The sequence below is a fragment of the Escherichia ruysiae genome (assembly GCF_031323975.1).
In the GTDB taxonomy this organism is placed as follows: Bacteria; Pseudomonadota; Gammaproteobacteria; order Enterobacterales; family Enterobacteriaceae; genus Escherichia; species Escherichia ruysiae.
The window spans coordinates 1-18,307 of sequence record NZ_JAVIWS010000001.1; the positions used below are offsets into that span (position 1 = coordinate 1).

Annotated in this window: 28 protein-coding genes and 1 pseudogene; 26 read left to right on the top strand and 3 right to left on the bottom strand. The window is 45.1% G+C overall.

Features of this window, described 5'->3' with window-relative positions:
* A partial coding sequence (locus RGV86_RS00005; protein WP_309513784.1) for a replication protein P occupies positions 1-512 on the top strand: 512 nt, incomplete at its 5' end.
* The gene (locus tag RGV86_RS00010) at positions 509-802 is read left to right on the top strand and encodes a protein ren (protein ID WP_309508437.1); all 294 of its coding nucleotides are present in this window, start codon (positions 509-511) and stop codon (positions 800-802) included. The genes RGV86_RS00005 and RGV86_RS00010, both read left to right, overlap by 4 nt.
* 79 nt (positions 803-881) lie before the next feature.
* On the opposite strand, the gene RGV86_RS00015 is transcribed toward RGV86_RS00010, so the two are convergent.
* A complete protein-coding gene (locus RGV86_RS00015; RefSeq protein WP_021550620.1) occupies positions 882-1,235 on the bottom strand; it encodes a hypothetical protein in 354 nt (117 codons plus the stop codon).
* A 44-nt stretch (positions 1,236-1,279) separates the two neighbouring features.
* A complete protein-coding gene (locus RGV86_RS00020; RefSeq protein ID WP_021550621.1) occupies positions 1,280-1,597 on the bottom strand; it encodes an Arc family DNA-binding protein in 318 nt (105 codons plus the stop codon).
* Between the two features lie 99 nt (positions 1,598-1,696).
* Here RGV86_RS00020 and RGV86_RS00025 point away from each other — a divergent pair, with 99 nt between their 5' ends.
* From RGV86_RS00025 to RGV86_RS00070, 10 genes are all read left to right on the top strand, one after another.
* A complete protein-coding gene (locus tag RGV86_RS00025; protein WP_021550622.1) occupies positions 1,697-1,855 on the top strand; it encodes an Arc family DNA-binding protein in 159 nt (52 codons plus the stop codon).
* Positions 1,845-2,594, top strand: a complete 750-nt coding sequence (locus tag RGV86_RS00030; RefSeq protein ID WP_024191105.1) for a P22AR C-terminal domain-containing protein — start codon at positions 1,845-1,847, stop codon at positions 2,592-2,594. The genes RGV86_RS00025 and RGV86_RS00030 overlap by 11 nt, the downstream gene beginning before the upstream one ends.
* 461 nt (positions 2,595-3,055) lie before the next feature.
* Complete coding sequence (locus RGV86_RS00035) at positions 3,056-3,412, top strand: hypothetical protein (RefSeq protein ID WP_021550624.1); 357 nt, start codon at positions 3,056-3,058, stop codon at positions 3,410-3,412.
* 89 nt (positions 3,413-3,501) lie between these two features.
* Positions 3,502-3,603: a hypothetical protein gene (locus tag RGV86_RS00040; protein WP_072213884.1), complete on the top strand. Its 102-nt coding sequence runs from the start codon at positions 3,502-3,504 to the stop codon at positions 3,601-3,603.
* Entirely contained in the window at positions 3,600-4,055 is a 456-nt protein-coding gene (locus RGV86_RS00045) for a YbcN family protein (protein WP_021550625.1), read from the top strand. Before RGV86_RS00040 ends, RGV86_RS00045 begins: the two co-directional genes overlap by 4 nt.
* A complete protein-coding gene (locus tag RGV86_RS00050; protein ID WP_021550626.1) occupies positions 4,055-4,225 on the top strand; it encodes a NinE family protein in 171 nt (56 codons plus the stop codon). The genes RGV86_RS00045 and RGV86_RS00050 overlap by 1 nt, the downstream gene beginning before the upstream one ends.
* On the top strand, positions 4,218-4,508 hold the full coding sequence (locus RGV86_RS00055) for a DUF1364 domain-containing protein (protein ID WP_000774477.1): 291 nt from the start codon (positions 4,218-4,220) through the stop codon (positions 4,506-4,508). Before RGV86_RS00050 ends, RGV86_RS00055 begins: the two co-directional genes overlap by 8 nt.
* A complete protein-coding gene (gene rusA / locus RGV86_RS00060; protein ID WP_001099700.1) occupies positions 4,505-4,867 on the top strand; it encodes a crossover junction endodeoxyribonuclease RusA in 363 nt (120 codons plus the stop codon). The genes RGV86_RS00055 and rusA overlap by 4 nt, the downstream gene beginning before the upstream one ends.
* Positions 4,864-5,004: a YlcG family protein gene (locus RGV86_RS00065; protein WP_000971070.1), complete on the top strand. Its 141-nt coding sequence runs from the start codon at positions 4,864-4,866 to the stop codon at positions 5,002-5,004. The genes rusA and RGV86_RS00065 overlap by 4 nt, the downstream gene beginning before the upstream one ends.
* A gap of 85 nt (positions 5,005-5,089) precedes the next feature.
* A complete protein-coding gene (locus RGV86_RS00070) occupies positions 5,090-5,467 on the top strand; it encodes an antiterminator Q family protein (RefSeq protein WP_001204777.1) in 378 nt (125 codons plus the stop codon).
* Between the two features lie 155 nt (positions 5,468-5,622).
* Here the strand turns inward: RGV86_RS00070 and RGV86_RS00075 are convergent, their stop codons facing one another.
* Entirely contained in the window at positions 5,623-6,147 is a 525-nt protein-coding gene (locus RGV86_RS00075) for a lipocalin family protein (protein ID WP_000780582.1), read from the bottom strand.
* 192 nt (positions 6,148-6,339) lie between these two features.
* Here RGV86_RS00075 and RGV86_RS00080 point away from each other — a divergent pair, with 192 nt between their 5' ends.
* The 14 genes and pseudogenes from RGV86_RS00080 to RGV86_RS00140 all read left to right on the top strand — a co-directional run bounded on the left by RGV86_RS00080 (position 6,340) and on the right by RGV86_RS00140 (position 18,265).
* Positions 6,340-7,299, top strand: coding sequence for a YbgA family protein (locus RGV86_RS00080; RefSeq protein ID WP_000592547.1), 960 nt, complete (start codon positions 6,340-6,342; stop codon positions 7,297-7,299).
* A 351-nt stretch (positions 7,300-7,650) separates the two neighbouring features.
* The gene (locus RGV86_RS00085) at positions 7,651-8,382 is read left to right on the top strand and encodes a helix-turn-helix domain-containing protein (RefSeq protein WP_001146308.1); all 732 of its coding nucleotides are present in this window, start codon (positions 7,651-7,653) and stop codon (positions 8,380-8,382) included.
* Positions 8,383-8,570: 188 nt separating this feature from the next.
* Positions 8,571-8,786: a class II holin family protein gene (locus RGV86_RS00090; RefSeq protein WP_000839583.1), complete on the top strand. Its 216-nt coding sequence runs from the start codon at positions 8,571-8,573 to the stop codon at positions 8,784-8,786.
* Positions 8,786-9,283 (top strand): lysozyme RrrD, encoded by a 498-nt coding sequence (rrrD, locus tag RGV86_RS00095; protein ID WP_021550628.1) that lies wholly within the window; start codon positions 8,786-8,788, stop codon positions 9,281-9,283. Before RGV86_RS00090 ends, rrrD begins: the two co-directional genes overlap by 1 nt.
* On the top strand, positions 9,280-9,744 hold the full coding sequence (locus RGV86_RS22410) for a lysis protein (protein ID WP_021550629.1): 465 nt from the start codon (positions 9,280-9,282) through the stop codon (positions 9,742-9,744). The genes rrrD and RGV86_RS22410 overlap by 4 nt, the downstream gene beginning before the upstream one ends.
* A gap of 137 nt (positions 9,745-9,881) precedes the next feature.
* Positions 9,882-11,339, top strand: a complete 1,458-nt coding sequence (gene trkG, locus RGV86_RS00105) for a Trk system potassium transporter TrkG (protein ID WP_001097895.1) — start codon at positions 9,882-9,884, stop codon at positions 11,337-11,339.
* Positions 11,340-11,476: 137 nt separating this feature from the next.
* Positions 11,477-11,743: pseudogene (locus RGV86_RS22495) on the top strand (ParB/Srx family N-terminal domain-containing protein); the annotation flags it as partial.
* A gap of 54 nt (positions 11,744-11,797) precedes the next feature.
* Positions 11,798-12,268 carry a hypothetical protein gene (locus RGV86_RS22500; protein ID WP_488382050.1) on the top strand — a complete coding sequence of 157 codons (471 nt, stop codon included), beginning with the start codon at positions 11,798-11,800 and terminating at the stop codon, positions 12,266-12,268.
* Positions 12,261-13,193 carry a GREB1-related protein gene (locus RGV86_RS00115; protein ID WP_001742940.1) on the top strand — a complete coding sequence of 311 codons (933 nt, stop codon included), beginning with the start codon at positions 12,261-12,263 and terminating at the stop codon, positions 13,191-13,193. Before RGV86_RS22500 ends, RGV86_RS00115 begins: the two co-directional genes overlap by 8 nt.
* Positions 13,171-13,380, top strand: a complete 210-nt coding sequence (locus RGV86_RS00120) for a hypothetical protein (protein ID WP_000126788.1) — start codon at positions 13,171-13,173, stop codon at positions 13,378-13,380. The genes RGV86_RS00115 and RGV86_RS00120 overlap by 23 nt, the downstream gene beginning before the upstream one ends.
* Before the next feature lie 3 nt (positions 13,381-13,383).
* Positions 13,384-14,478: a terminase small subunit gene (locus RGV86_RS00125; RefSeq protein WP_000089447.1), complete on the top strand. Its 1,095-nt coding sequence runs from the start codon at positions 13,384-13,386 to the stop codon at positions 14,476-14,478.
* Positions 14,459-15,760 (top strand): terminase large subunit domain-containing protein, encoded by a 1,302-nt coding sequence (locus RGV86_RS00130; RefSeq protein ID WP_000625348.1) that lies wholly within the window; start codon positions 14,459-14,461, stop codon positions 15,758-15,760. Before RGV86_RS00125 ends, RGV86_RS00130 begins: the two co-directional genes overlap by 20 nt.
* A gap of 2 nt (positions 15,761-15,762) precedes the next feature.
* Positions 15,763-17,169, top strand: coding sequence for a DUF4055 domain-containing protein (locus RGV86_RS00135; RefSeq protein ID WP_000763702.1), 1,407 nt, complete (start codon positions 15,763-15,765; stop codon positions 17,167-17,169).
* Entirely contained in the window at positions 17,153-18,265 is a 1,113-nt protein-coding gene (locus RGV86_RS00140) for a phage minor head protein (protein WP_001363932.1), read from the top strand. The genes RGV86_RS00135 and RGV86_RS00140 overlap by 17 nt, the downstream gene beginning before the upstream one ends.
* The last annotated feature ends 42 nt before the right edge of the window (positions 18,266-18,307 follow it).

Consider the following 18,307-nt stretch of genomic DNA (forward strand, 5'->3'; position numbering starts at 1 on the left):
ACGAAATCCGCCGCCAGTGGGTTCTGGCTTTCCGGGAAAACGGGATCACCACAATGGAACAGGTTAACGCTGGAATGCGCGTAGCCCGTCGGCAGAATAGACCATTTCTGCCATCACCCGGGCAGTTTGTTGCATGGTGCCGGGAAGAAGCATCCGTTACCGCCGGGCTGCCAAACGTCAGCGAGCTGGTTGATATGGTTTACGAGTATTGCCGGAAGCGTGGTCTGTATCCGGATGCAGAGTCTTATCCGTGGAAATCAAACGCGCACTACTGGCTGGTTACCAACCTGTATCAGAACATGCGGGCCAATGCGTTGACTGACGCGGAATTACGGCGCAAGGCTGCCGATGAACTGTCCTGTATGACCGCGCGAATTAACCGTGGTGAGGCGATACCTGAACCAGTAAAACAACTTCCTGTCATGGGCGGTAGACCTCTAAATCGTGCACAGGCTCTGGCGAAGATCGCAGAAATCAAAGCTAAGTTCGGACTGAAAGGAGCAAGTGTATGACGGGCAAAGAGGCAATTATTCATTACCTGGGGATGTATAAGAGCTTCTGTGCGCCGGACGTTGCTGCGGTAACAGGCGCAACAGTAACCAGCATAAATCAGGCTGCGGCTAAAATGGCGCGGGCAGGAATCTTAGTCATTGATGGTAAGATCTGGCGAACGGTGTATTACCGGTTCGCTACCAGGGAAGAACGGGAAGGGAAGGTGGGCACGAACCTGATTTTTAAGGAGTGTCGCCAGAGTGCCGCGATGAAGCGGGTGTTGGCGGTATATGGGAGGACTACAGCATAAGCATAACTTATGGATTATATGGAAAACTGGTAATTATGCTCTTTTCTTATGAAAATAAAGAGAAGTTTTCGCTGGCGTTTTATTTCTTCTGTTTTTTCTTGCGGGTTATTCTGATTTGTTTTGATTTGATTTTTTCTGACAAAAGTAGGGAAAAAATATGTCGCAAGTACTTTCTGTCTTTACCTCCTAAATTACATTCTCTATCAAATGTTGCCATAGTTATGACCCCAGTTTTATATAGTGTTTCAGCAATTTTTCTGTAGTTTTTTTCTCGCAAAATTGAAGAGTTTTTCTTTGCTGTATTTTCAAGGCTATCTCCTTGTGGTTTAAGACTATTTGGGCCAAAAAACGTTGTGGATACTGCTGCACTTGTTGTCCGTTTTTTTTGGCCCATTTGGATAGTACTTGGGAGAGGCATGATTTTAATACGCATATAAATAACTCCTCTATCAATTGGATTTTGAGAAAATATTAACATTAATCATGATTAAGGAGTAATTTTAAATCTTCCAATAAAATTTGTTTAAACTCTTGTGTTCTATGATCGATATACAACGCAAGTTTGCTTGCATTATCTTCCAGGTCACGTATCTCTCTGTCACCTCGAATAAACCCAACTAAATTTAAACGTTTAGATAGTTCAGAACTTCCTTCTATGGCATCTTGGAGTATTTGAATGATTTCTGAATTCATTGAGCGCCCGTTTCGTTTGGCTCGTTCAGCTATAGCTTCACGCATCCCATCAGGGAAACGGAGGTTAAACTTATCGTAGTCTTTTACTTGTTTGTCAGCCATTGGACCCCCCAAAAAAATGAATGGTGCCATATTGCCACATCAATTCAATGGTGGCATTATGGCCTCATGGTGTCATTGTGGCCTCATGAGGTTATGTCAATGGAAAAGAAAGAGGTAAAAATTACCCTTCGCTATCCGCAAAAAGTGAAGGATGAATTCAAGCGAATTGCTCAGGAGGAAGGGATGTCTGAGAACGCAGCTATTGTTCAGGCGCTTGTATGGGCATTGAAATTTAGAACACGGATACATGCTCGCTAGAAACAGCGAAGCCCCACTGGCGGCAACCTTAGGGGCTTCTATCGAAAATAACCGCGAAGGAAATATCGACATGAGTATTGTAGCAACATCAGATCTGAACTTCCAAGGTGAAGCACTAGTGCCAGTGGCAAATATTGCCGGAATATGGCTAACTTCATCCAACCTAGCAAGAGCACTGAAGTATTCGAATAGTCGCGCAGTCACGATGATTTACAACAAATATGCTGACGAATTTTCCAGTAGTATGACTAGAGTGCTTGAAGTCAGTACCTTAGAGAATGATGTCGAGGTACTTGATCTGAGTACCTCGAAAAGTACTCGAAACTTGAAGAAGAAAGTACGCGTTTTCTCTCTCCGCGGAGCCCATTTGATCGCCATGTTCGCCCGCACTCCTGTAGCCAAAGAGTTCCGCCGTTGGGTTCTGGATATTCTCGATCGAGAAGTTCAACAATCCCCAATCATAAAACAATTCACTGATAACGAACTTTGCACACTTGCTTGGTTGTGGCGAGCTGGGGATGCGATGTTAACCGCCTGCCAGAACGTTACTCCTCTTCTTCAGGTTGCGGAGCATCGTGAAGCTGGTCGCTTCACTTCTATCGAGCAAGAATATCCCCAGATACTCAATAAGGCACAGGCAATCCTTGCCAGAGAAACGGCACATGTAAAATTCCGGCCGTGGCAGGATGATAAGTGGAGTCGAGTTTTGCCGCATTTACGTTCGGATCGATTACAGTAGATTCCAATTAACAATGAGAAACACATAGCCACCCCGTGGTATTGAAACCATATAATGTTGGATTTGAAAACAGATCTTTTTCCATGTATTAATAACTACATCCCCGCGAGTGATTCAAAAAGGAGGGCCCAATTTTGTCCGAGTTTTTGTATTCCCCCGCATGCCGCTGCGGAGCACTACATCTGAGTGTCTGACTAGGGGATAAAATTAGACTGGATAGTGAGAAGAAAGTGGCGTGCTAGGCTGTGCCGAGTGCTACCAGTACACCCTGGGGGTGTGCAGCTTTCGCCGAGACTGTAGTGGGTATCGGTTAATGCACGAAAAACCGAGAGGTCAGACAACCAATTTGCCGTAGGATTGTTTCCGGTGCGATACCGGTGTACTAACTGAAAGCAATGCGAAAAAGCATAAACTCGGTCCTTCAGTCGCCCTACACACTATTTACTAAGAAGGGCTAAAGCATGGATACAATTATCACATGGATGGGAGATCGTCTGTTGGGGTGGATAACAAACAAATCCGATCTGCGGCAGAGGGCAATCACTGGATTAACTCCTGCGATTTGTTCAACAATTTTATATACTGAAAAATTAAAACGTGGTGAGCCTAATAACCCAAACGAAGAAGAAAAACTTTATAGGCTTTGGTATGAAGCGTCTTCCCAAGTCGTAGACTTTGATCGAGAGCTGGCTAAAAGATGTTTAGATAAATCAGAATATTGGCTTCATTCTGAATTATATAGCCCTGAGAAAGTTGAAGAGCTAAACATTTCTTTGGTTGGTATGAAGGCAACGCTTGAAGGAATAAAGCACAATTAAAACCTTTGATTTGCGATAATCAACTCGCCATAATCATGTCATCGGAGCCTGAACAACTCCGGTGACTTCTGCGCTAAACGGGGACGTTTATGCGCACACACAATCCAAACTCTCTTCTCCCTCCACAGATGCAGAAATGCACCTGCGATATATTGTATCCAGCGTTTCACCTCTACGGAGGTGAAGCGTGAACCTACCACAAGATGGCATCAAACTGCATCGCGGTAACTTCATCGCTATCGGCCAGCAGATCCAGCCTTATCTGGAGAACGGAAAATGCTTTCGCATGGTGCTTAAACCGTGGCGTGAGAAACGCAGTCTTTCCCAGAATGCACTCAGCCACATGTGGTACAGCGAAATCAGTGAATACCTCATCAGCAGGGGTAAAACGTTCGCTACTGCAGCATGGGTAAAAGATGCTCTCAAACACACATACCTCGGTTATGAAAGCAAAGAACTGGTTGATGTCGTAACCGGTGAAATCACTACTATCCAGTCGTTACGCCATACCTCCGATCTTGATGCCGGAGAGATGTATGTCTTCCTCTGTAAGGTTGAAGCCTGGGCGATGAATATTGGCTGCCACCTGACTATTCCGCAGAGCTGCGAGTTCCAGCAGCTCCGCGACAAGCAGGAGGCGTAATGGCTACACCGCTTATTCGTGTCATGAGCGGACACATCTACAGAGTACCAAATCGTCGTAAGCGTAAGCCTGAGCTGAAACCATCCGAAATACCAACACTGCTCGGATATACCGCCAGCCTGGTTGATAAAAAATGGTTGCGACTGGCAGCAAGGAGGAACCATGGCTGATTTGAGAAAAGCAGCGCGTGGTCGGGAATGCCAGGTAAGAATCCCTGGCGTATGTAATGGCAATCCTGAAACGTCTGTACTGGCACATATCCGGCTGGCTGGATTGTGCGGTACCGGTATCAAACCGCCAGACCTGATTGCCACCATTGCATGTTCTGCCTGTCACGACGAAATCGACCGCCGCACACATTTTGTCGATGCTGAGTATGCAAAAGAATGCGCGCTGGAAGGTATGGCGAGAACACAGGTTATCTGGCTGAAAGAGGGGGTTATTAAGGCGTGAATACTTACAGCATCACATTACCCTGGCCTCCGAGCAATAATCGCTATTACCGCCATAATCGCGGGCGCACGCACATCAGCGCAGAAGGGCAGGCATACCGCGATAACGTCACCCGAATCATTAAAAACGCAATGCTGGATATCGGCCTGGCTATGCCAGTGAAAATCCGTATTGAGTGCCACATGCCGGATCGCCGTCGCCGTGACCTGGATAATCTGCAAAAAGCCGCTTTTGACGCACTCACCAAAGCAGGTTTCTGGCTGGATGATGCTCAGGTCGTTGATTACCGCGTTGTGAAGATGCCTGTTACCAAAGGTGGGAGGCTGGAACTGACCATCACCGAAATGGGGAATGAATGATGTTTGAGTTTTATATGGCAGAACTTCTTCGCCACCGCTGGGGGCGTCTGCGCTTATATCGTTTCCCCGGTTCTGTTTTGACCGATTACCGAATACTGAAGAATTACGCCAAAACCCTGACAGGAGCAGGAGTATGAAGTCAGAGATAACAATCAACTAATACTGTTTTGTTGATTTTTGCTTGTAATTGGCGTTCTGGTCTGATTTTTGTGGAGTAAGTTGATGCGTGATATTCAGATGGTTCTTGAGCGTTGGGGAGCGTGGGCGGCTAATAATCATGAAGATGTGACCTGGTCGTCCATTGCCGCCGGTTTTAAGGGATTAATTCCTTCAAAAGTAAAATCTCGCCCACAATGTTGTGACGATGACGCGATGATCATTTGCGGGTGCATGGCCCGTCTGAAAAAGAACAACAGCGATTTGCATGATTTATTGGTGGACTATTATGTCGGCGGCATGACTTTTATGGCGCTTGCACGTAAGCATGGGCGATCTGATTGTTGGGTTGGCAGGATGCTCCAGAAAGCTGAGGGCGTAGTGGAGGGTATGCTGATGGTGTTGGATCTCCGATTGGAGATGGATGCTGATTGTTCGAAATAATTAAAGGAAAAGTTGCTGTCTGATTGTCATTAGTCTAACATTTTAAATGTTGGAATCGCAACGTAGTTATTATCATATAACAGCTTGTTTCCTGATTTAGCCAGCCTCCCCAAAGGCTGGTTTTTTTCTAATAAGTATCATTTCGGGTAGGGATTTTATTGTTTAACCCATAATAATTCATTGACATTGAATCCCAACTTTTGAGCGGTTCGCACATAGTCTGCTTTTACTTTATCTGGAATAGTTGAGGTCCTTGCCAGAATCCATAGGTATTCTCTGTTCGGACCACTGACAAGAGCATACTTATACTCATCATCCAGTTTGATTACATTATAGCCACCATAGAAGGGGCCAAAAAACGAAACCTTCAACGCTGCAGTTTTAGTATCTCCAGTAAAGTATGCTTTACCTTCGCTCTCGCTCCATTTATTTTTCGTTGGATCGTATCCACGGTTAAGTACACGAATCCCTCCGTCGTTCCGTTTTCCATAAGTAGCGCTGACCTGTTCCAGACCACGTTCGAACCGGTTCTCGAGGCGAGCTATTTCATACCATTTTCCGAGGTAGCGGTTGGCGTCAAAATTTGTAATCGGCTGCACACCTTTAGGTGGTGTCGGGGCCTTACATGCTATAAGAGTGAAAGAGAGCGCAATGCCAGTCAACACAGGCCATAACTTCATAATAAATCCTGTACTTTTGATAGTTGAGAGTAAGTATGAAAGATAGATGATTACGACCGATCACTTAAAGAACTTTCATACTATATTAGGAATAGTCCATAACAGAAAAATTGTCAGTGATGACGCCAGAAAGGCAATTTATTCCGTGCACTACACAGTTTATGTGTTAATGAATTAGTCAAGGGGGAGGATATGATAAAAAAACCTGTGATTGGAATCAGCGGTTGTTTGGCCGGTTCTGCTGTTCGTTTTGATGGTGGTCACAAAAGAGCTGACTTTTTAATGGACAAATTAGTGGAATGGGTAACATTCAGACCAGTATGTCCGGAAATGGCTATAGGGCTGCCAGTTCCGCGTCCTGCTCTACGTCTTGTGCGCTCGACGCAAGGAAATATACGGATGTGTTTCAGCCACGACCAGAATGAGGATGTGACAGAGAGAATGACAGAGTTTAGTCGTTCTTATATGGACAAATTAAAGGATGTATCGGGGTTTGTGGTTTGTGCTAAATCTCCCAGCTGTGGCATGGAGCGCGTGCGTGTCTATGATGAAAATGGTAATCGAGGTCGTAAAGATGGAGTGGGACTATTTACGAGCACTTTGATGGAAAAGTTTTCCTGGCTACCGGTTGAAGAGGATGGGCGATTACATGATCCAGTGCTTCGTGAGAATTTTGTTGAAAGAGTTTTTGCTTTGCATGAGCTCAATCACCTTTACAAGGAGAAATTATCAAGAAGAGAGTTATTGGCTTTTCATAGTCGTTATAAGCTTCAGTTGTTGGCGCATAGTCAGACAGGCTATAAAGATATGGGACCATTTGTGGCTGCAATACACGAGTGGGCGGATCTTGAATCATACTTTGAGGTGTATCGTGATAAGCTGATGGCGATTCTCAGAAAACCTGCATCACGTAAAAATCACACGAATGTGCTGATGCATATACAGGGGTATTTTAGTAACTACTTAAGTACACGCCAGCGTAAAGAGTTGAGCGAGGTTATACTTAACTATCGTTCTGGCACATTACCTCTTCTTGCGCCGTTGACTCTGCTGAAGCATTATCTGGGTGAGTATCCTAATGATTACTTGCTTACACAGAATTACTTCGATCCCTATCCGGACGAACTGGCTCTAAGACTGATGGTAAATTAATTGTATGCGATATCATCCAAAAGGATGAGTTCCTGCATACAGGATATTTACAATCGTAAAAACTACACTATGATACCCAGAGTGTCAGTTTGTATAAAAACTCTGTTTACGCTGAAGAAACCATTGAGATGCAACTTAAATTTGGTAAACATGCCAGTCAAAATATATGATATTATGATTCCACGCAGCTATATATAATATAACAGATTGGTTTAATAATTTGTCTTTGTGAGTTAAATACATAATTTTATACTTGTGATGCAATGAGATTTTCCTTATTGTTGAACTGGCGAATATTGATTTTCCACCTATACTTACCTGGTGTAACCCCAATGATATCAGGTGGATAATATGCCATACATATGTTCTATCATTTTGGTGTTGAACTCGTTTGATGTCCGAATTGGTAAAGAAGATATTTTGTTTAAAAAAGGAAGTGCTGTTCTCATTGATTACAATTTGAAAGATTTTTTTTCATCAAATATAGATCATGTAATGATCGTAGATGTTGAAGAGAAAACAGTTAATGATTTCTTTAAAAGCAACACACTCTCACCTTTTTCTGTAAGAAGGTTTTATCCGGCATACTTGATGGTGGAATGTGAAGATTTTTCATTGTTAAAGAACTTGATTGCATGCTTGAATTGTGATGGCAGAACTGTGGATTTTGTTAGAAATCAAATATCACTTGCATGTCTTGCTATCTTATCTTCAGAGAAAATAGTGCAAAGTTTTTTATTTGGATGTCTTAATAGTTTAGGAAGTAAAGTTAAGGCTATTATTCACACGGATATATCTGCAGCATGGAGACTTTGTGATATATCTTCAAGACTGTATCTGAGTGAAAGTCTGTTAAAAAGAAAATTAAAGCACGAAGGCTTATCATTTAGTAAATTAATTCTTGAAGAGCGAATGGTGATGGCGGAAAGGTTATTAAGCTACAATTTATATTCTGTTGGAAAAGTTGCTGAGATATGCGGTTATGAAAACACGTCATATTTTGTAAGTGTTTTCAGAAGATATTTTGGTGTTCCTCCCCATCAATATTCATCAAGATTTTTTTTAGAAAAAGACATGATGTAACGTGATGCGTTTTAATGATTTTGTAATTTTCGTATTTGATAATTGTATGATGCTTTCAGCTACGCCAGAATAATCGCTGGCGTTTTTCTTTTTGAATAGATGTTCAAGCCTTACGCTAATGTAACTTCTATACCTTTCCTCTTCGTTCCGAACCGTGTACACCATCCGTTATTCGCGGAGGTGAGGCTATGAAATCCATGGACAAGTTAACAACGGGCATTGCCTACGGCACCTCTGCAGGCAGTGCTGGCTACTGGTTTTTACAGTGGCTTGATCAGGTCAGTCCGTCACAGTGGGCGGCGATTGGAGTGCTTGGAAGCCTTGTGTTGGGTTTTCTCACTTATCTGACAAACCTTTATTTCAAGATTAAAGAAGATAAGCGTAAGGCTGCGAGAGGTGAATAATGTCGCCATCATTACGCAAGGCTGTAGCAGCTGCTATTGGTGGTGGGGCTGTTGCCATAGCGTCTGTGCTCATCACTGGTCCGAGTGGTGACGATGGTCTGGAAGGTGTCAGCTACATACCATATAAAGATATCGTTGGCGTATGGACTGTATGTTACGGGCACACCGGAAAAGACATTATGCTCGGTAAAACGTATACCGAAGCAGAATGCAAAACCCTCCTGAATAAAGACCTTGCCACGGTCGCCAGACAAATTAACCCGTACATCAAAGTCGATATACCGGAAACAACGCGCGGTGCTCTTTACTCGTTCGTTTACAACGTGGGTGCTGGAAATTTCAGAACATCGACGCTTCTTCGCAAAATAAACCAGGGCGATATCAAAGGCGTATGTGATCAGCTACGTCGCTGGACATACGCTGGCGGTAAGCAATGGAAAGGCCTGATGACTCGCCGTGAGATTGAGCGTGAAATCTGTTTGTGGGGGCAGAAATGAGCAGAGTAACCGCGATTATCTCCGCTCTGGTTATCTGCATCATCGTCAGCCTGTCATGGGCAGTCAATTATTACCGTGATAACGCCATCTCCTACAAAGACCAGCGCGATAAAGCGAAGGAAAAACTCAGCCAGGCGAACGCCACCATTACTGACATGCAGCAGCGCCAGCGTGATGTTGCTGCACTGGATGAAAAATACACGAAGGAGTTAGCTAATGCGAAAGCTGAAAATGATGCTCTGCGTGATGATGTTGCCGCTGGTCGTCGTCGGTTGCACATCAAAGCAGTCTGTCAGTCAGTGCGTGAAGCCACCACCGCCTCCGGCGTGGATAATGCAGCCTCCCCCCGACTGGCAGACACCGCTGAACGGGATTATTTCACCCTCCGGGAACGACTGGTAATGATGCAGGCCCAACTTGAAGGTGCTCAGCAATACATAACCGAGCAGTGTTTAAAGTAAAATCTTAACTACAATATGATTCATTTTGATGATTGTTTCATAAGGAACAGTGAAGTAAGATCTAAGAGGAGTTAAATTTTATACAGTATAATCATAATATTGCAGCAAGGTGGTTATAATTGAAAGAATATTTAGATATGAATACATCTCATGTAAGAGTTGTTACTCATATGTGTGGGTTCCTGGTTTGGCTCTATAGTCTTTCAATGTTGCCACCAATGGTTGTAGCATTGTTTTATAAAGAAAAAAGCCTGTTCGTTTTCTTTATAACTTTCGTTATATTTTTTTGCATTGGTGGCGGAGCGTGGTATACAACTAAGAAATCTGGCATTCAATTACGTACCCGTGATGGGTTTATTATAATTGTAATGTTTTGGATTTTGTTTTCTGTTATTAGTGCATTCCCTTTATGGATTGACTCAGAACTTAATTTAACGTTCATTGATGCTCTGTTTGAAGGGGTTTCTGGAATAACAACAACAGGAGCAACTGTAATTGATGATGTTAGTTCATTACCTCGGGCATATTTGTACTATCGGTCACAGTTAAATTTTATAGGTGGTTTAGGAGTTATTGTTCTGGCGGTTGCTGTATTGCCATTATTGGGTATTGGTGGTGCAAAGCTTTATCAGTCAGAAATGCCGGGGCCATTTAAGGATGACAAACTCACTCCCCGCCTGGCCGATACGTCACGGACACTGTGGATAACTTATTCTTTATTAGGTATTGCTTGTATTGTCTGTTATAGACTTGCAGGAATGCCTTTGTTTGATGCTATTTGTCACGGGATTTCCACAGTTTCGCTTGGTGGTTTCTCAACTCATAGCGAGAGTATCGGATATTTTAATAACTATTTGGTTGAGCTGGTGGCTGGTTCTTTTTCCCTGCTATCGGCTTTCAACTTCACTCTTTGGTATATTGTTATTAGCAGGAAAACGATAAAACCTTTAATCAGAGATATTGAACTTCGTTTCTTTCTGTTAATAGCCTTAGGGGTGATCATTGTTACCTCTTTCCAGGTCTGGCATATAGGTATGTATGACTTGCATGGAAGTTTTATTCATTCGTTTTTTCTTGCCAGCTCCATGCTCACTGATAATGGTTTAGCTACGCAGGATTATGCAAGTTGGCCCACGCACACGATAGTGTTTTTGCTGTTGTCAAGTTTCTTTGGGGGATGTATAGGTTCAACTTGTGGTGGAATTAAGTCACTTCGATTTCTTATACTTTTCAAACAAAGCAAACACGAGATAAATCAGCTTTCTCATCCCAGAGCGTTGTTGAGTGTAAATGTAGGAGGGAAGATAGTTACAGATCGTGTAATGAGGTCTGTATGGAGTTTCTTTTTTCTTTATACTCTCTTCACGGTGTTTTTTATACTGGTGTTAAATGGTATGGGATATGATTTTCTTACATCATTTGCAACAGTGGCTGCATGTATTAATAATATGGGATTAGGTTTTGGGGCTACTGCATCGTCATTCGGAGTGCTTAATGACATTGCAAAATGTTTAATGTGCATAGCTATGATTCTTGGTCGCCTTGAAATTTATCCTGTTATTATATTGTTTTCAGGTTTTTTTTGGCGCTCCTAATATATGGCTGATTTATAATTGTGAGTTTAATATTATGTTGACTCACTCATTGATCCAATACCTAACTTTACCAGCAACACCTCCGTCCCCAGTAGCACTGGCTGCTGGGGTGCGTTTTATTCATAAAGCAAGGCTGTATGAGCGAGAAATTAAAGATAGTCTATCGCCCATTACAAGAATTGTCACCGTATGCGCACAACGCCAGGACGCACAGTACTGAGCAGGTGGCACAACTGGTAGAAAGTATTAAGCAATTCGGCTGGACTAATCCGGTGCTGATTGACGAAAAGGGCGAAATTATTGCGGGTCACGGTCGTGTTATGGCGGCTGAAATGCTCAAAATGGATTCTGTTCCGGTCATTGTTCTGTCTGGCCTGACGGATGAGCAGAAAAAGGCGTACCGCCTGGCAGATAATCGCCTGCCGATGAATGCTGGCTGGGATGAAGATCTGTTGCGGATGGAGCTGTCGGACCTAATCAATGCTGATTTTGATGTCTCCCTGACAGGCTTCATCCCGACAGAAATTGATGAACTGTTGACGGATGTTTTGCCCGGTACAGGAAATGAGGAGGAGCCGTATACGACGAAAATTGATACGCCTGTTTATGAGCCGTCGGGCGGTAAACCGGATATCAGTGAACTGTACGACGATACGAAAACTCAGGAGCTGATCAGCCGGATACGTTCGGCGTCCCTTGAGCCTGATATTGAGAAATTCCTCCTGTGTGCGGCAGAACGTCACACGGTGTTTAATTTCAGCAGAATTGCGGACTATTACGCTCATGCCCCCGCTGAAATTCAGTGTTTTTTCGAGGAGTCGGCGCTGGTGATCATTGATTATCAGCAGGCTATTGAAAATGGATTTGTCCGGATGACGCAGCGCATGGTGGAGATCATGCATGGTGGTGAGGAGGAGGAATATGCGTGATGATTTTTGCGCCTTTATTCTGACTCACGGGCGACCGGACAAAGTTCTGACTTACCGGACGTTGCGTCGTGCTGGCTATACCGGGAAAATTTTTATCGTTGTTGATGATGAAGATAAGACACGGCATCAGTACATGGCTGAATTTGGTGAACAGGTGCTGGTGTTTTCCAAAGCCGATATCGCCAGTCGTTTTGACGAAGCCGATAATTTCTGTGACCGCCGCTCAATTTTTTACGCCCGTAATGCCTGTTTCGACCAGGCAAAACTGGTCGGGTGTAAATACTTCATTCAGCTCGATGATGATTATCACGAGTTCCAGTTTCGGGTGGATCGCAACTATGACCAGGCCTATTTTCCGATAAGGAAACTGGATGCGATCCTTTCTGAAATGCTGGCGTACTACGAATCAATACCTGCTCTTTCCATCGCTATGTCGCAGGGCGGGGATTTTCTTGGTGACAATGGCGGCCATGCTTCGTGGGTGAAACGCAAGGCAATGAACAGCTTTATCTGTTCGGTTGATCGACCGTTCTCATTCATGGGGCGCATTAACGAGGATGTGAATACGTACACGAATCTCGGTCGCTGTGGTGAATTGTTTATGACGATCGGTGCTGTCCAGTTAGGGCAGAAACAGACGCAGAAAAACAGCGGCGGAATGACCGAGCTGTATCTGGATTCCGGAACCTACGTTAAAAGTTTTTACTCCGTCATGTATGCGCCGTCGTGCGTAAAAATCTCACTGATGGGTGCCAGCCATAAACGCATTCACCATCAGGTCACCTGGAACAACGCTGCAGTAAAAATCCTTCACGAAAAATACAGGAAGAAGACACCCTGCATATCAATGGGGGTGACAAATGATTCCGTATTCGAAAGTCGAGTCTCTGGCAGCGTGCCGGATGACTGCACAACAAATCGCTGACGTTCTGGATGTTGATCTGAACCGACTGAAAGAAAATCGGGAAGCAATGACAGATTTTTATGCGGCCATCCGTAAGGGCAGAGCGAAAGGTGAAGCCGAGTTACGAGCGGCATTGTTTAAGCTTGCCAGAAAAGGGGATGCCTTTGCTCTGCGCGAACTACTCAGGGTGGATAAAAATCAGGACTAACTGATGAGCAGACCGGACTGGGGGGCGTTGCAGCAGGAGTATATTGCTGAATACACCCGCTCCGGTATATCTCCGGTGGCATGGTGTGAAGCAAGGGGACTGAATTACGCAACAGCCCGTCGTTACATCAAAAAAACTCCGAAAAATGCGCAGACAGAAATGTGCAAAACTGCGCAAAAAAGTGCGCAGAAAAAATCTGCGCAGACTGCACAAAAGCGGAACGAAAAATCTCAGGAAAAAAAGCCAGTATTCGATGCGGGCCTGAATGAGGGCGACGCGGAGGAATTTTCGTTCTGTCCCGATGAATTCGGCATTTCTGACCAGCAGGCTAAGTTTGCGATGCTTGTTGCTCAGGGTAAAAAGCCGACAGAGGCGTACCGACTAGCCGGTTATGAGGGGCAAGGTGCGACAGCTAACAGCAACGCCAGTCGTATGCTTAGAAATGCCAGGGTTTTTCGCGCTATCAGCTACTTCCGCAATCAGTACCAGAAACGCTATACCGCAGACCTGGATTTACTAGTGAGTCAGTTGATGGCTATTGTCCTGGCCGACCCCAATCAGCTTGCACAATTTCGCCGTGTTAACTGCCGTTATTGCTGGGGCGAGAATCATCTCTACCAGTGGCGCGATATAGCAGAATTCGACAAGGCAGCGGCGCAGGCTTCCAGAGATGGCAAACCCGAACCGGAATATGGAGGCCTCGGCTTTGTTGATAACGCCATACCCAATCCGGACTGCCCGAAGTGCTGCGGTGAGGGAACGGGACAGCTTTATATGGCTGATACCACTCTGCTTGATGGGGATGCGCGGCAATTATATGCAGGGGCAAAATTCGGAAAATTCGGCGTTGAGATCCTGCTGGAGGATAAGGCTGCCGCCCGGCGTGAATTGTTGCGTTTGTTTTCTGCTGGCGGGGCTTTATGTGCAGATAAGCGGCTACAGGAACTGGAAATTGAACGGCGCAGAATGGAAAACCAGAAGCTGCGCAAAGAGATCGAAACGGTGGAAGATAATGAACATCCCCAGCCTGTGGCGATCAATATTAATGTGGTTGATGCCAGAGTAAGGAGTGATGAAGATGATCTCTCCGACGCTTAATGTGCCTCAGGCGCGATTTCTTTCAATGCCCCATAAATTTAAAGCCTATATTGCTGGTTTTGGCTCGGGCAAAACATGGGTTGGGTGTGGCGGCATATGCAAGGGGATTTGGGAGCATCCAGGTATAAATCAGGGATATTTTGCGCCAACGTATCCCCAAATTCGCGATATTTTTTACCCTACAGTGGAAGAAGTTGCTGCTGACTGGGGATTGAACGTAAAAATTAATGAGGGAAATAAAGAGGTTCACTTTTATTACGGACGCCAGTATCGGGGAACCACTATCTGCAGATCGATGGAGAAGCCACAAACGATCGTCGGTTTCAAAATTGGTAATGCGTTGGTGGATGAACTGGACATTTTGCCGAAGGAAAAAGCCAGAACGGCGTGGCGCAAGATAATTGCACGTATGCGTTATAAGATTGATGGACTTCGCAACGGTATTGACGTTACAACCACGCCGGAAGGATTCAAATTTGTCTACGAGCAGTTTGTTAAAGCCGTGCGTGAAAAAACAGAGCTGGCCTCACTGTATGGTCTGGTGCAGGCATCTACTTTCGATAATGAAAAGAACCTGCCAGCAGATTACATTCCTTCGCTTCTTGAATCATACCCTCCAGAGCTGATTAAAGCCTATCTTCGAGGACAGTTTACTAACCTGACAAGTGGTACTGTTTACCATCAGTTTGACCGGAAACTGAATAATTGCGAAGAAGTGGAGCAGCCAGGGGAGCCGATTTATATTGGGATGGATTTTAACGTTGGAAAGATGGCGGGAATCGTCCATGTGCTGCGTTTGGGGCTTCCATGTGCGGTAACTGAAATCATCAATGCCTACGATACGCCGGATATGATCCGCATCATTAAAGAACGCTTCTGGCTGTATGATGGGAATGATTACCGGAAAGTGAGGGAAATTTATATTTATCCAGATGCTTCCGGGGATTCCAGAAAATCAAGTAACGCAAGTACGACGGATATAGCCCAGCTTAAGCAGGCTGGTTTTAACGTTGTGGTGAACAGCTCGAACCCGCCAGTAAAAGATCGCGTTAACTCAATGAATGCAATGTTCTGCAATGCCAATGGTGAGCGTCGCTATAAAGTTAATGTGAAGCGTTGCCCGTTATATGCCGAATCTCTGGAGCAACAGGTCTGGGATGAGAAGGGGGAGCCTGATAAAAAATCTGGCAATGATCACCCGAATGATGCCGGAGGTTATTTCATCGTTAAGCAATTCCCTATTGTCAAACCGACCGGAAGAGTCACATCACTTCGGATTTAATTATGGCTGATATATCAACACCCAACCTCGACTATAACGATATGCTGGAGGCGTGGGATATTAACGACGCACTGATGGGCGGTACGCTTGAAATGCGCAGGCAGGGGGAAAATTATCTCCCAAAATGGCCTAACGAAGATGAAGACGCTTATAAAAAACGCCTGTCTGTGGCTACGCTACTTCCTGTGTATGAAGAAAGCATCAAGCAAAATATTGGGCGCATATTTGCAGAGCCGACAGTATTGAGTGAGGAAACGCCGGCAAAAATCAGGGAATATGCAGAAAATATCGACATGGAGGGGAGCCGACTGGATGTGTGGGCGCAGCAATTTTTCAGCCTCGCATTTCAGTATGGTGTGGCACATGCGCTGGTGGACTATCCACGAACGGATATGAAAGAGATTCGGACAAAAGCCGATGAAAACGCGACCGGTGGTCGTCCGTACGTTACGATGCTGAATCCACGCCAGGTTATTGGATGGAAATCGAAAGTTGAAAAAGGGAAAGTTGTTCTCACTGATTTGCGTATAAAAGAGGTCATCATTATTGATGGTGATGATTTCGGGCAGAAGAAGGTGGAGCAGATCCGCCATATTATGCCCCGTCGAGTTGAAATTTATCGACGTAGCGAAGGCACTAATGGCGAATCTGTCTGGACGCTTCATGAGTCATGGAATACCAGCCGTGATGATATTCCTCTGGTAACACTGTACACGAAGAAAACAGGATTTATGCGTGGTACACCGCCATTGCTTAATCTTGGCTTGCTGAATATCAAGCACTGGCAAAGCCAGAGCGAGCAGGACAATATTCTTCATGTTGCCCGCGTTCCATTGCTGGTGGCCTACGGGCTGGACAGGAATGAAGAACTGACGGTTGGTGCATCCACCGCTACGATTTTTGAGGACAGAACAAAAAATGGCCTCGAATATGTTGAACATAGTGGCGCAGCGATAGAATCTGGCGAAACATCACTTGAGAAGCTGGAAAATCAGATGCGTCATGCCGGCGCTAAACTTCTGCGTGCTGAAAATACATCCACCAAATCTGTTGATCAGACTAATGAAGAGCGAATGCAGGAAAACTCGCCGCTTTATACAATGGCGAACTCCCTCGAAGATGCCCTCGATAATATTCTCCAGATAATGGCGGAATGGATCGGAGAGAGTTGCGGTGGCAATGTGGATGTGCGCACTGAACTGGATGTATCTGCCCAGGTGTTTGACTCATCCTCCGCGCTGGCTGTTCAGTCATTGCGTCAGGGCGGTGATATACGTCAGATTGATGCGGTTCGGGTGTTGCAGGCGTTGAAATTTATCGATCAGGATTCCCGTCCAGAGGAAGTGATCGATGAATTAAAAAATCAGAGTGTAATGCTGATGGAAATCAATGATGCAAACCGTGAATGAACGGCTGCGTGATGAATCAATTGCTCATGCAGTCTGGATATCCCGCTATAGCACTGGCGTGGCTGCCAGAATGGTGAAAATACTGAATGACAGCGATGCGGAACTTACTGCTCGCCTGCTGATAGCACTGGACAGCCTCGATCCAGGTAGTTTTACCGTTAAGCGCCTGGAGTCACTTCTGGCGAGCGTCAGAGAGGTTAACCGCACTGCTATTAACAGCATGTTTACCAGTCTCTCCGGAGAGCTGAACGAGCTGGCAATTTATGAGGCTGGTTATCAGTTAAGTCTGTTTGATTCTATGCTACCTGATTTTGTTGCTGATGTTCACCCTCTGGTTGGTATCTCTCCTGATGCACTTTATGCCGCTGCAATGGCGCGACCATTCCAGGGACGACTGCTCAGTGAGTGGGCCTCAGATCTTGAGGCGGATCGGCTCAGACGCATAACAAATACAGTGCGTCAGGGTTTTTTGCTGGGGGATACCAATGAGCAGATCGCAAGAAAAATTCGGGGACATGTCAGTAAGGGATTTCAGGATGGTGCATTGCAGATGAGCCGGGCTAATGCGGCCAGCATTGCAAAAACAGCGGTTGGACATCTTGCTGCTACTGCCCGTGAGAGTTTTGCCAGCGCGAATAATGATTTGATTAAGGGTAAGCAATGGTTATCAACGCTTGATAATCGTACTACGCCACAATGTCGAATCAGGGATCGCCTCAAATATACGCTGAATAATAAACCTGTAGGTCACAGCGTGCCTTATTTGCAGGGGCCGGGAAAAATTCATTTCTGCTGCCGCTCAACGGAAACGTTCATTCTGAAATCAGCGAAGGAACTGGGTATTGATGTTCGCGATATTTCCCCGGCTGAGCGGGCCAGCATGGATGGCGTGGTGGCCGGAGATACAACCTACAGGGAATGGTTTTTGCGTCAGCCTTACACCAGACAAAAACAGATTGTGGGGGAAACCCGAGCAAAGCTGATTCGGGATGGTGGTATGTCGCCAGATGAATTTTACACCGATAAAGGCGAATGGCTGACGCTGAAGCAGCTCCGTGAGCGTGATGCACAGGTATTCAGAAAAGCAGGGATTTAAATAAATCATTTATTACAACAGGCTACCTTCGGGTGGCCTTTT

Excerpts from the sequence above, each read along its gene's own strand:
- RGV86_RS00010 (WP_309508437.1), top strand. The coding sequence starts at position 509 with ATGACGGGCAAAGAGGCAATTATTCATTACCTGGGGATGTATAAGAGC.
- RGV86_RS00015 (WP_021550620.1), bottom strand. The coding sequence starts at position 1,235 with ATGCGTATTAAAATCATGCCTCTCCCAAGTACTATCCAAATGGGCCAA.
- RGV86_RS00020 (WP_021550621.1), bottom strand. The coding sequence starts at position 1,597 with ATGGCTGACAAACAAGTAAAAGACTACGATAAGTTTAACCTCCGTTTC.
- RGV86_RS00025 (WP_021550622.1), top strand. The coding sequence starts at position 1,697 with ATGGAAAAGAAAGAGGTAAAAATTACCCTTCGCTATCCGCAAAAAGTG.
- RGV86_RS00030 (WP_024191105.1), top strand. The coding sequence starts at position 1,845 with ATGCTCGCTAGAAACAGCGAAGCCCCACTGGCGGCAACCTTAGGGGCT.
- RGV86_RS00035 (WP_021550624.1), top strand. The coding sequence starts at position 3,056 with ATGGATACAATTATCACATGGATGGGAGATCGTCTGTTGGGGTGGATA.
- RGV86_RS00040 (WP_072213884.1), top strand. The coding sequence starts at position 3,502 with ATGCGCACACACAATCCAAACTCTCTTCTCCCTCCACAGATGCAGAAA.
- RGV86_RS00050 (WP_021550626.1), top strand. The coding sequence starts at position 4,055 with ATGGCTACACCGCTTATTCGTGTCATGAGCGGACACATCTACAGAGTA.
- RGV86_RS00055 (WP_000774477.1), top strand. The coding sequence starts at position 4,218 with ATGGCTGATTTGAGAAAAGCAGCGCGTGGTCGGGAATGCCAGGTAAGA.
- RGV86_RS00065 (WP_000971070.1), top strand. The coding sequence starts at position 4,864 with ATGATGTTTGAGTTTTATATGGCAGAACTTCTTCGCCACCGCTGGGGG.
- RGV86_RS00070 (WP_001204777.1), top strand. The coding sequence starts at position 5,090 with ATGCGTGATATTCAGATGGTTCTTGAGCGTTGGGGAGCGTGGGCGGCT.
- RGV86_RS00075 (WP_000780582.1), bottom strand. The coding sequence starts at position 6,147 with ATGAAGTTATGGCCTGTGTTGACTGGCATTGCGCTCTCTTTCACTCTT.
- RGV86_RS00080 (WP_000592547.1), top strand. The coding sequence starts at position 6,340 with ATGATAAAAAAACCTGTGATTGGAATCAGCGGTTGTTTGGCCGGTTCT.
- RGV86_RS00085 (WP_001146308.1), top strand. The coding sequence starts at position 7,651 with ATGCCATACATATGTTCTATCATTTTGGTGTTGAACTCGTTTGATGTC.
- RGV86_RS00090 (WP_000839583.1), top strand. The coding sequence starts at position 8,571 with ATGAAATCCATGGACAAGTTAACAACGGGCATTGCCTACGGCACCTCT.
- rrrD (WP_021550628.1), top strand. The coding sequence starts at position 8,786 with ATGTCGCCATCATTACGCAAGGCTGTAGCAGCTGCTATTGGTGGTGGG.
- RGV86_RS22410 (WP_021550629.1), top strand. The coding sequence starts at position 9,280 with ATGAGCAGAGTAACCGCGATTATCTCCGCTCTGGTTATCTGCATCATC.
- trkG (WP_001097895.1), top strand. The coding sequence starts at position 9,882 with ATGAATACATCTCATGTAAGAGTTGTTACTCATATGTGTGGGTTCCTG.
- RGV86_RS22500 (WP_488382050.1), top strand. The coding sequence starts at position 11,798 with ATGGAGCTGTCGGACCTAATCAATGCTGATTTTGATGTCTCCCTGACA.
- RGV86_RS00115 (WP_001742940.1), top strand. The coding sequence starts at position 12,261 with ATGCGTGATGATTTTTGCGCCTTTATTCTGACTCACGGGCGACCGGAC.
- RGV86_RS00120 (WP_000126788.1), top strand. The coding sequence starts at position 13,171 with ATGACTGCACAACAAATCGCTGACGTTCTGGATGTTGATCTGAACCGA.
- RGV86_RS00125 (WP_000089447.1), top strand. The coding sequence starts at position 13,384 with ATGAGCAGACCGGACTGGGGGGCGTTGCAGCAGGAGTATATTGCTGAA.
- RGV86_RS00130 (WP_000625348.1), top strand. The coding sequence starts at position 14,459 with ATGATCTCTCCGACGCTTAATGTGCCTCAGGCGCGATTTCTTTCAATG.
- RGV86_RS00135 (WP_000763702.1), top strand. The coding sequence starts at position 15,763 with ATGGCTGATATATCAACACCCAACCTCGACTATAACGATATGCTGGAG.
- RGV86_RS00140 (WP_001363932.1), top strand. The coding sequence starts at position 17,153 with ATGCAAACCGTGAATGAACGGCTGCGTGATGAATCAATTGCTCATGCA.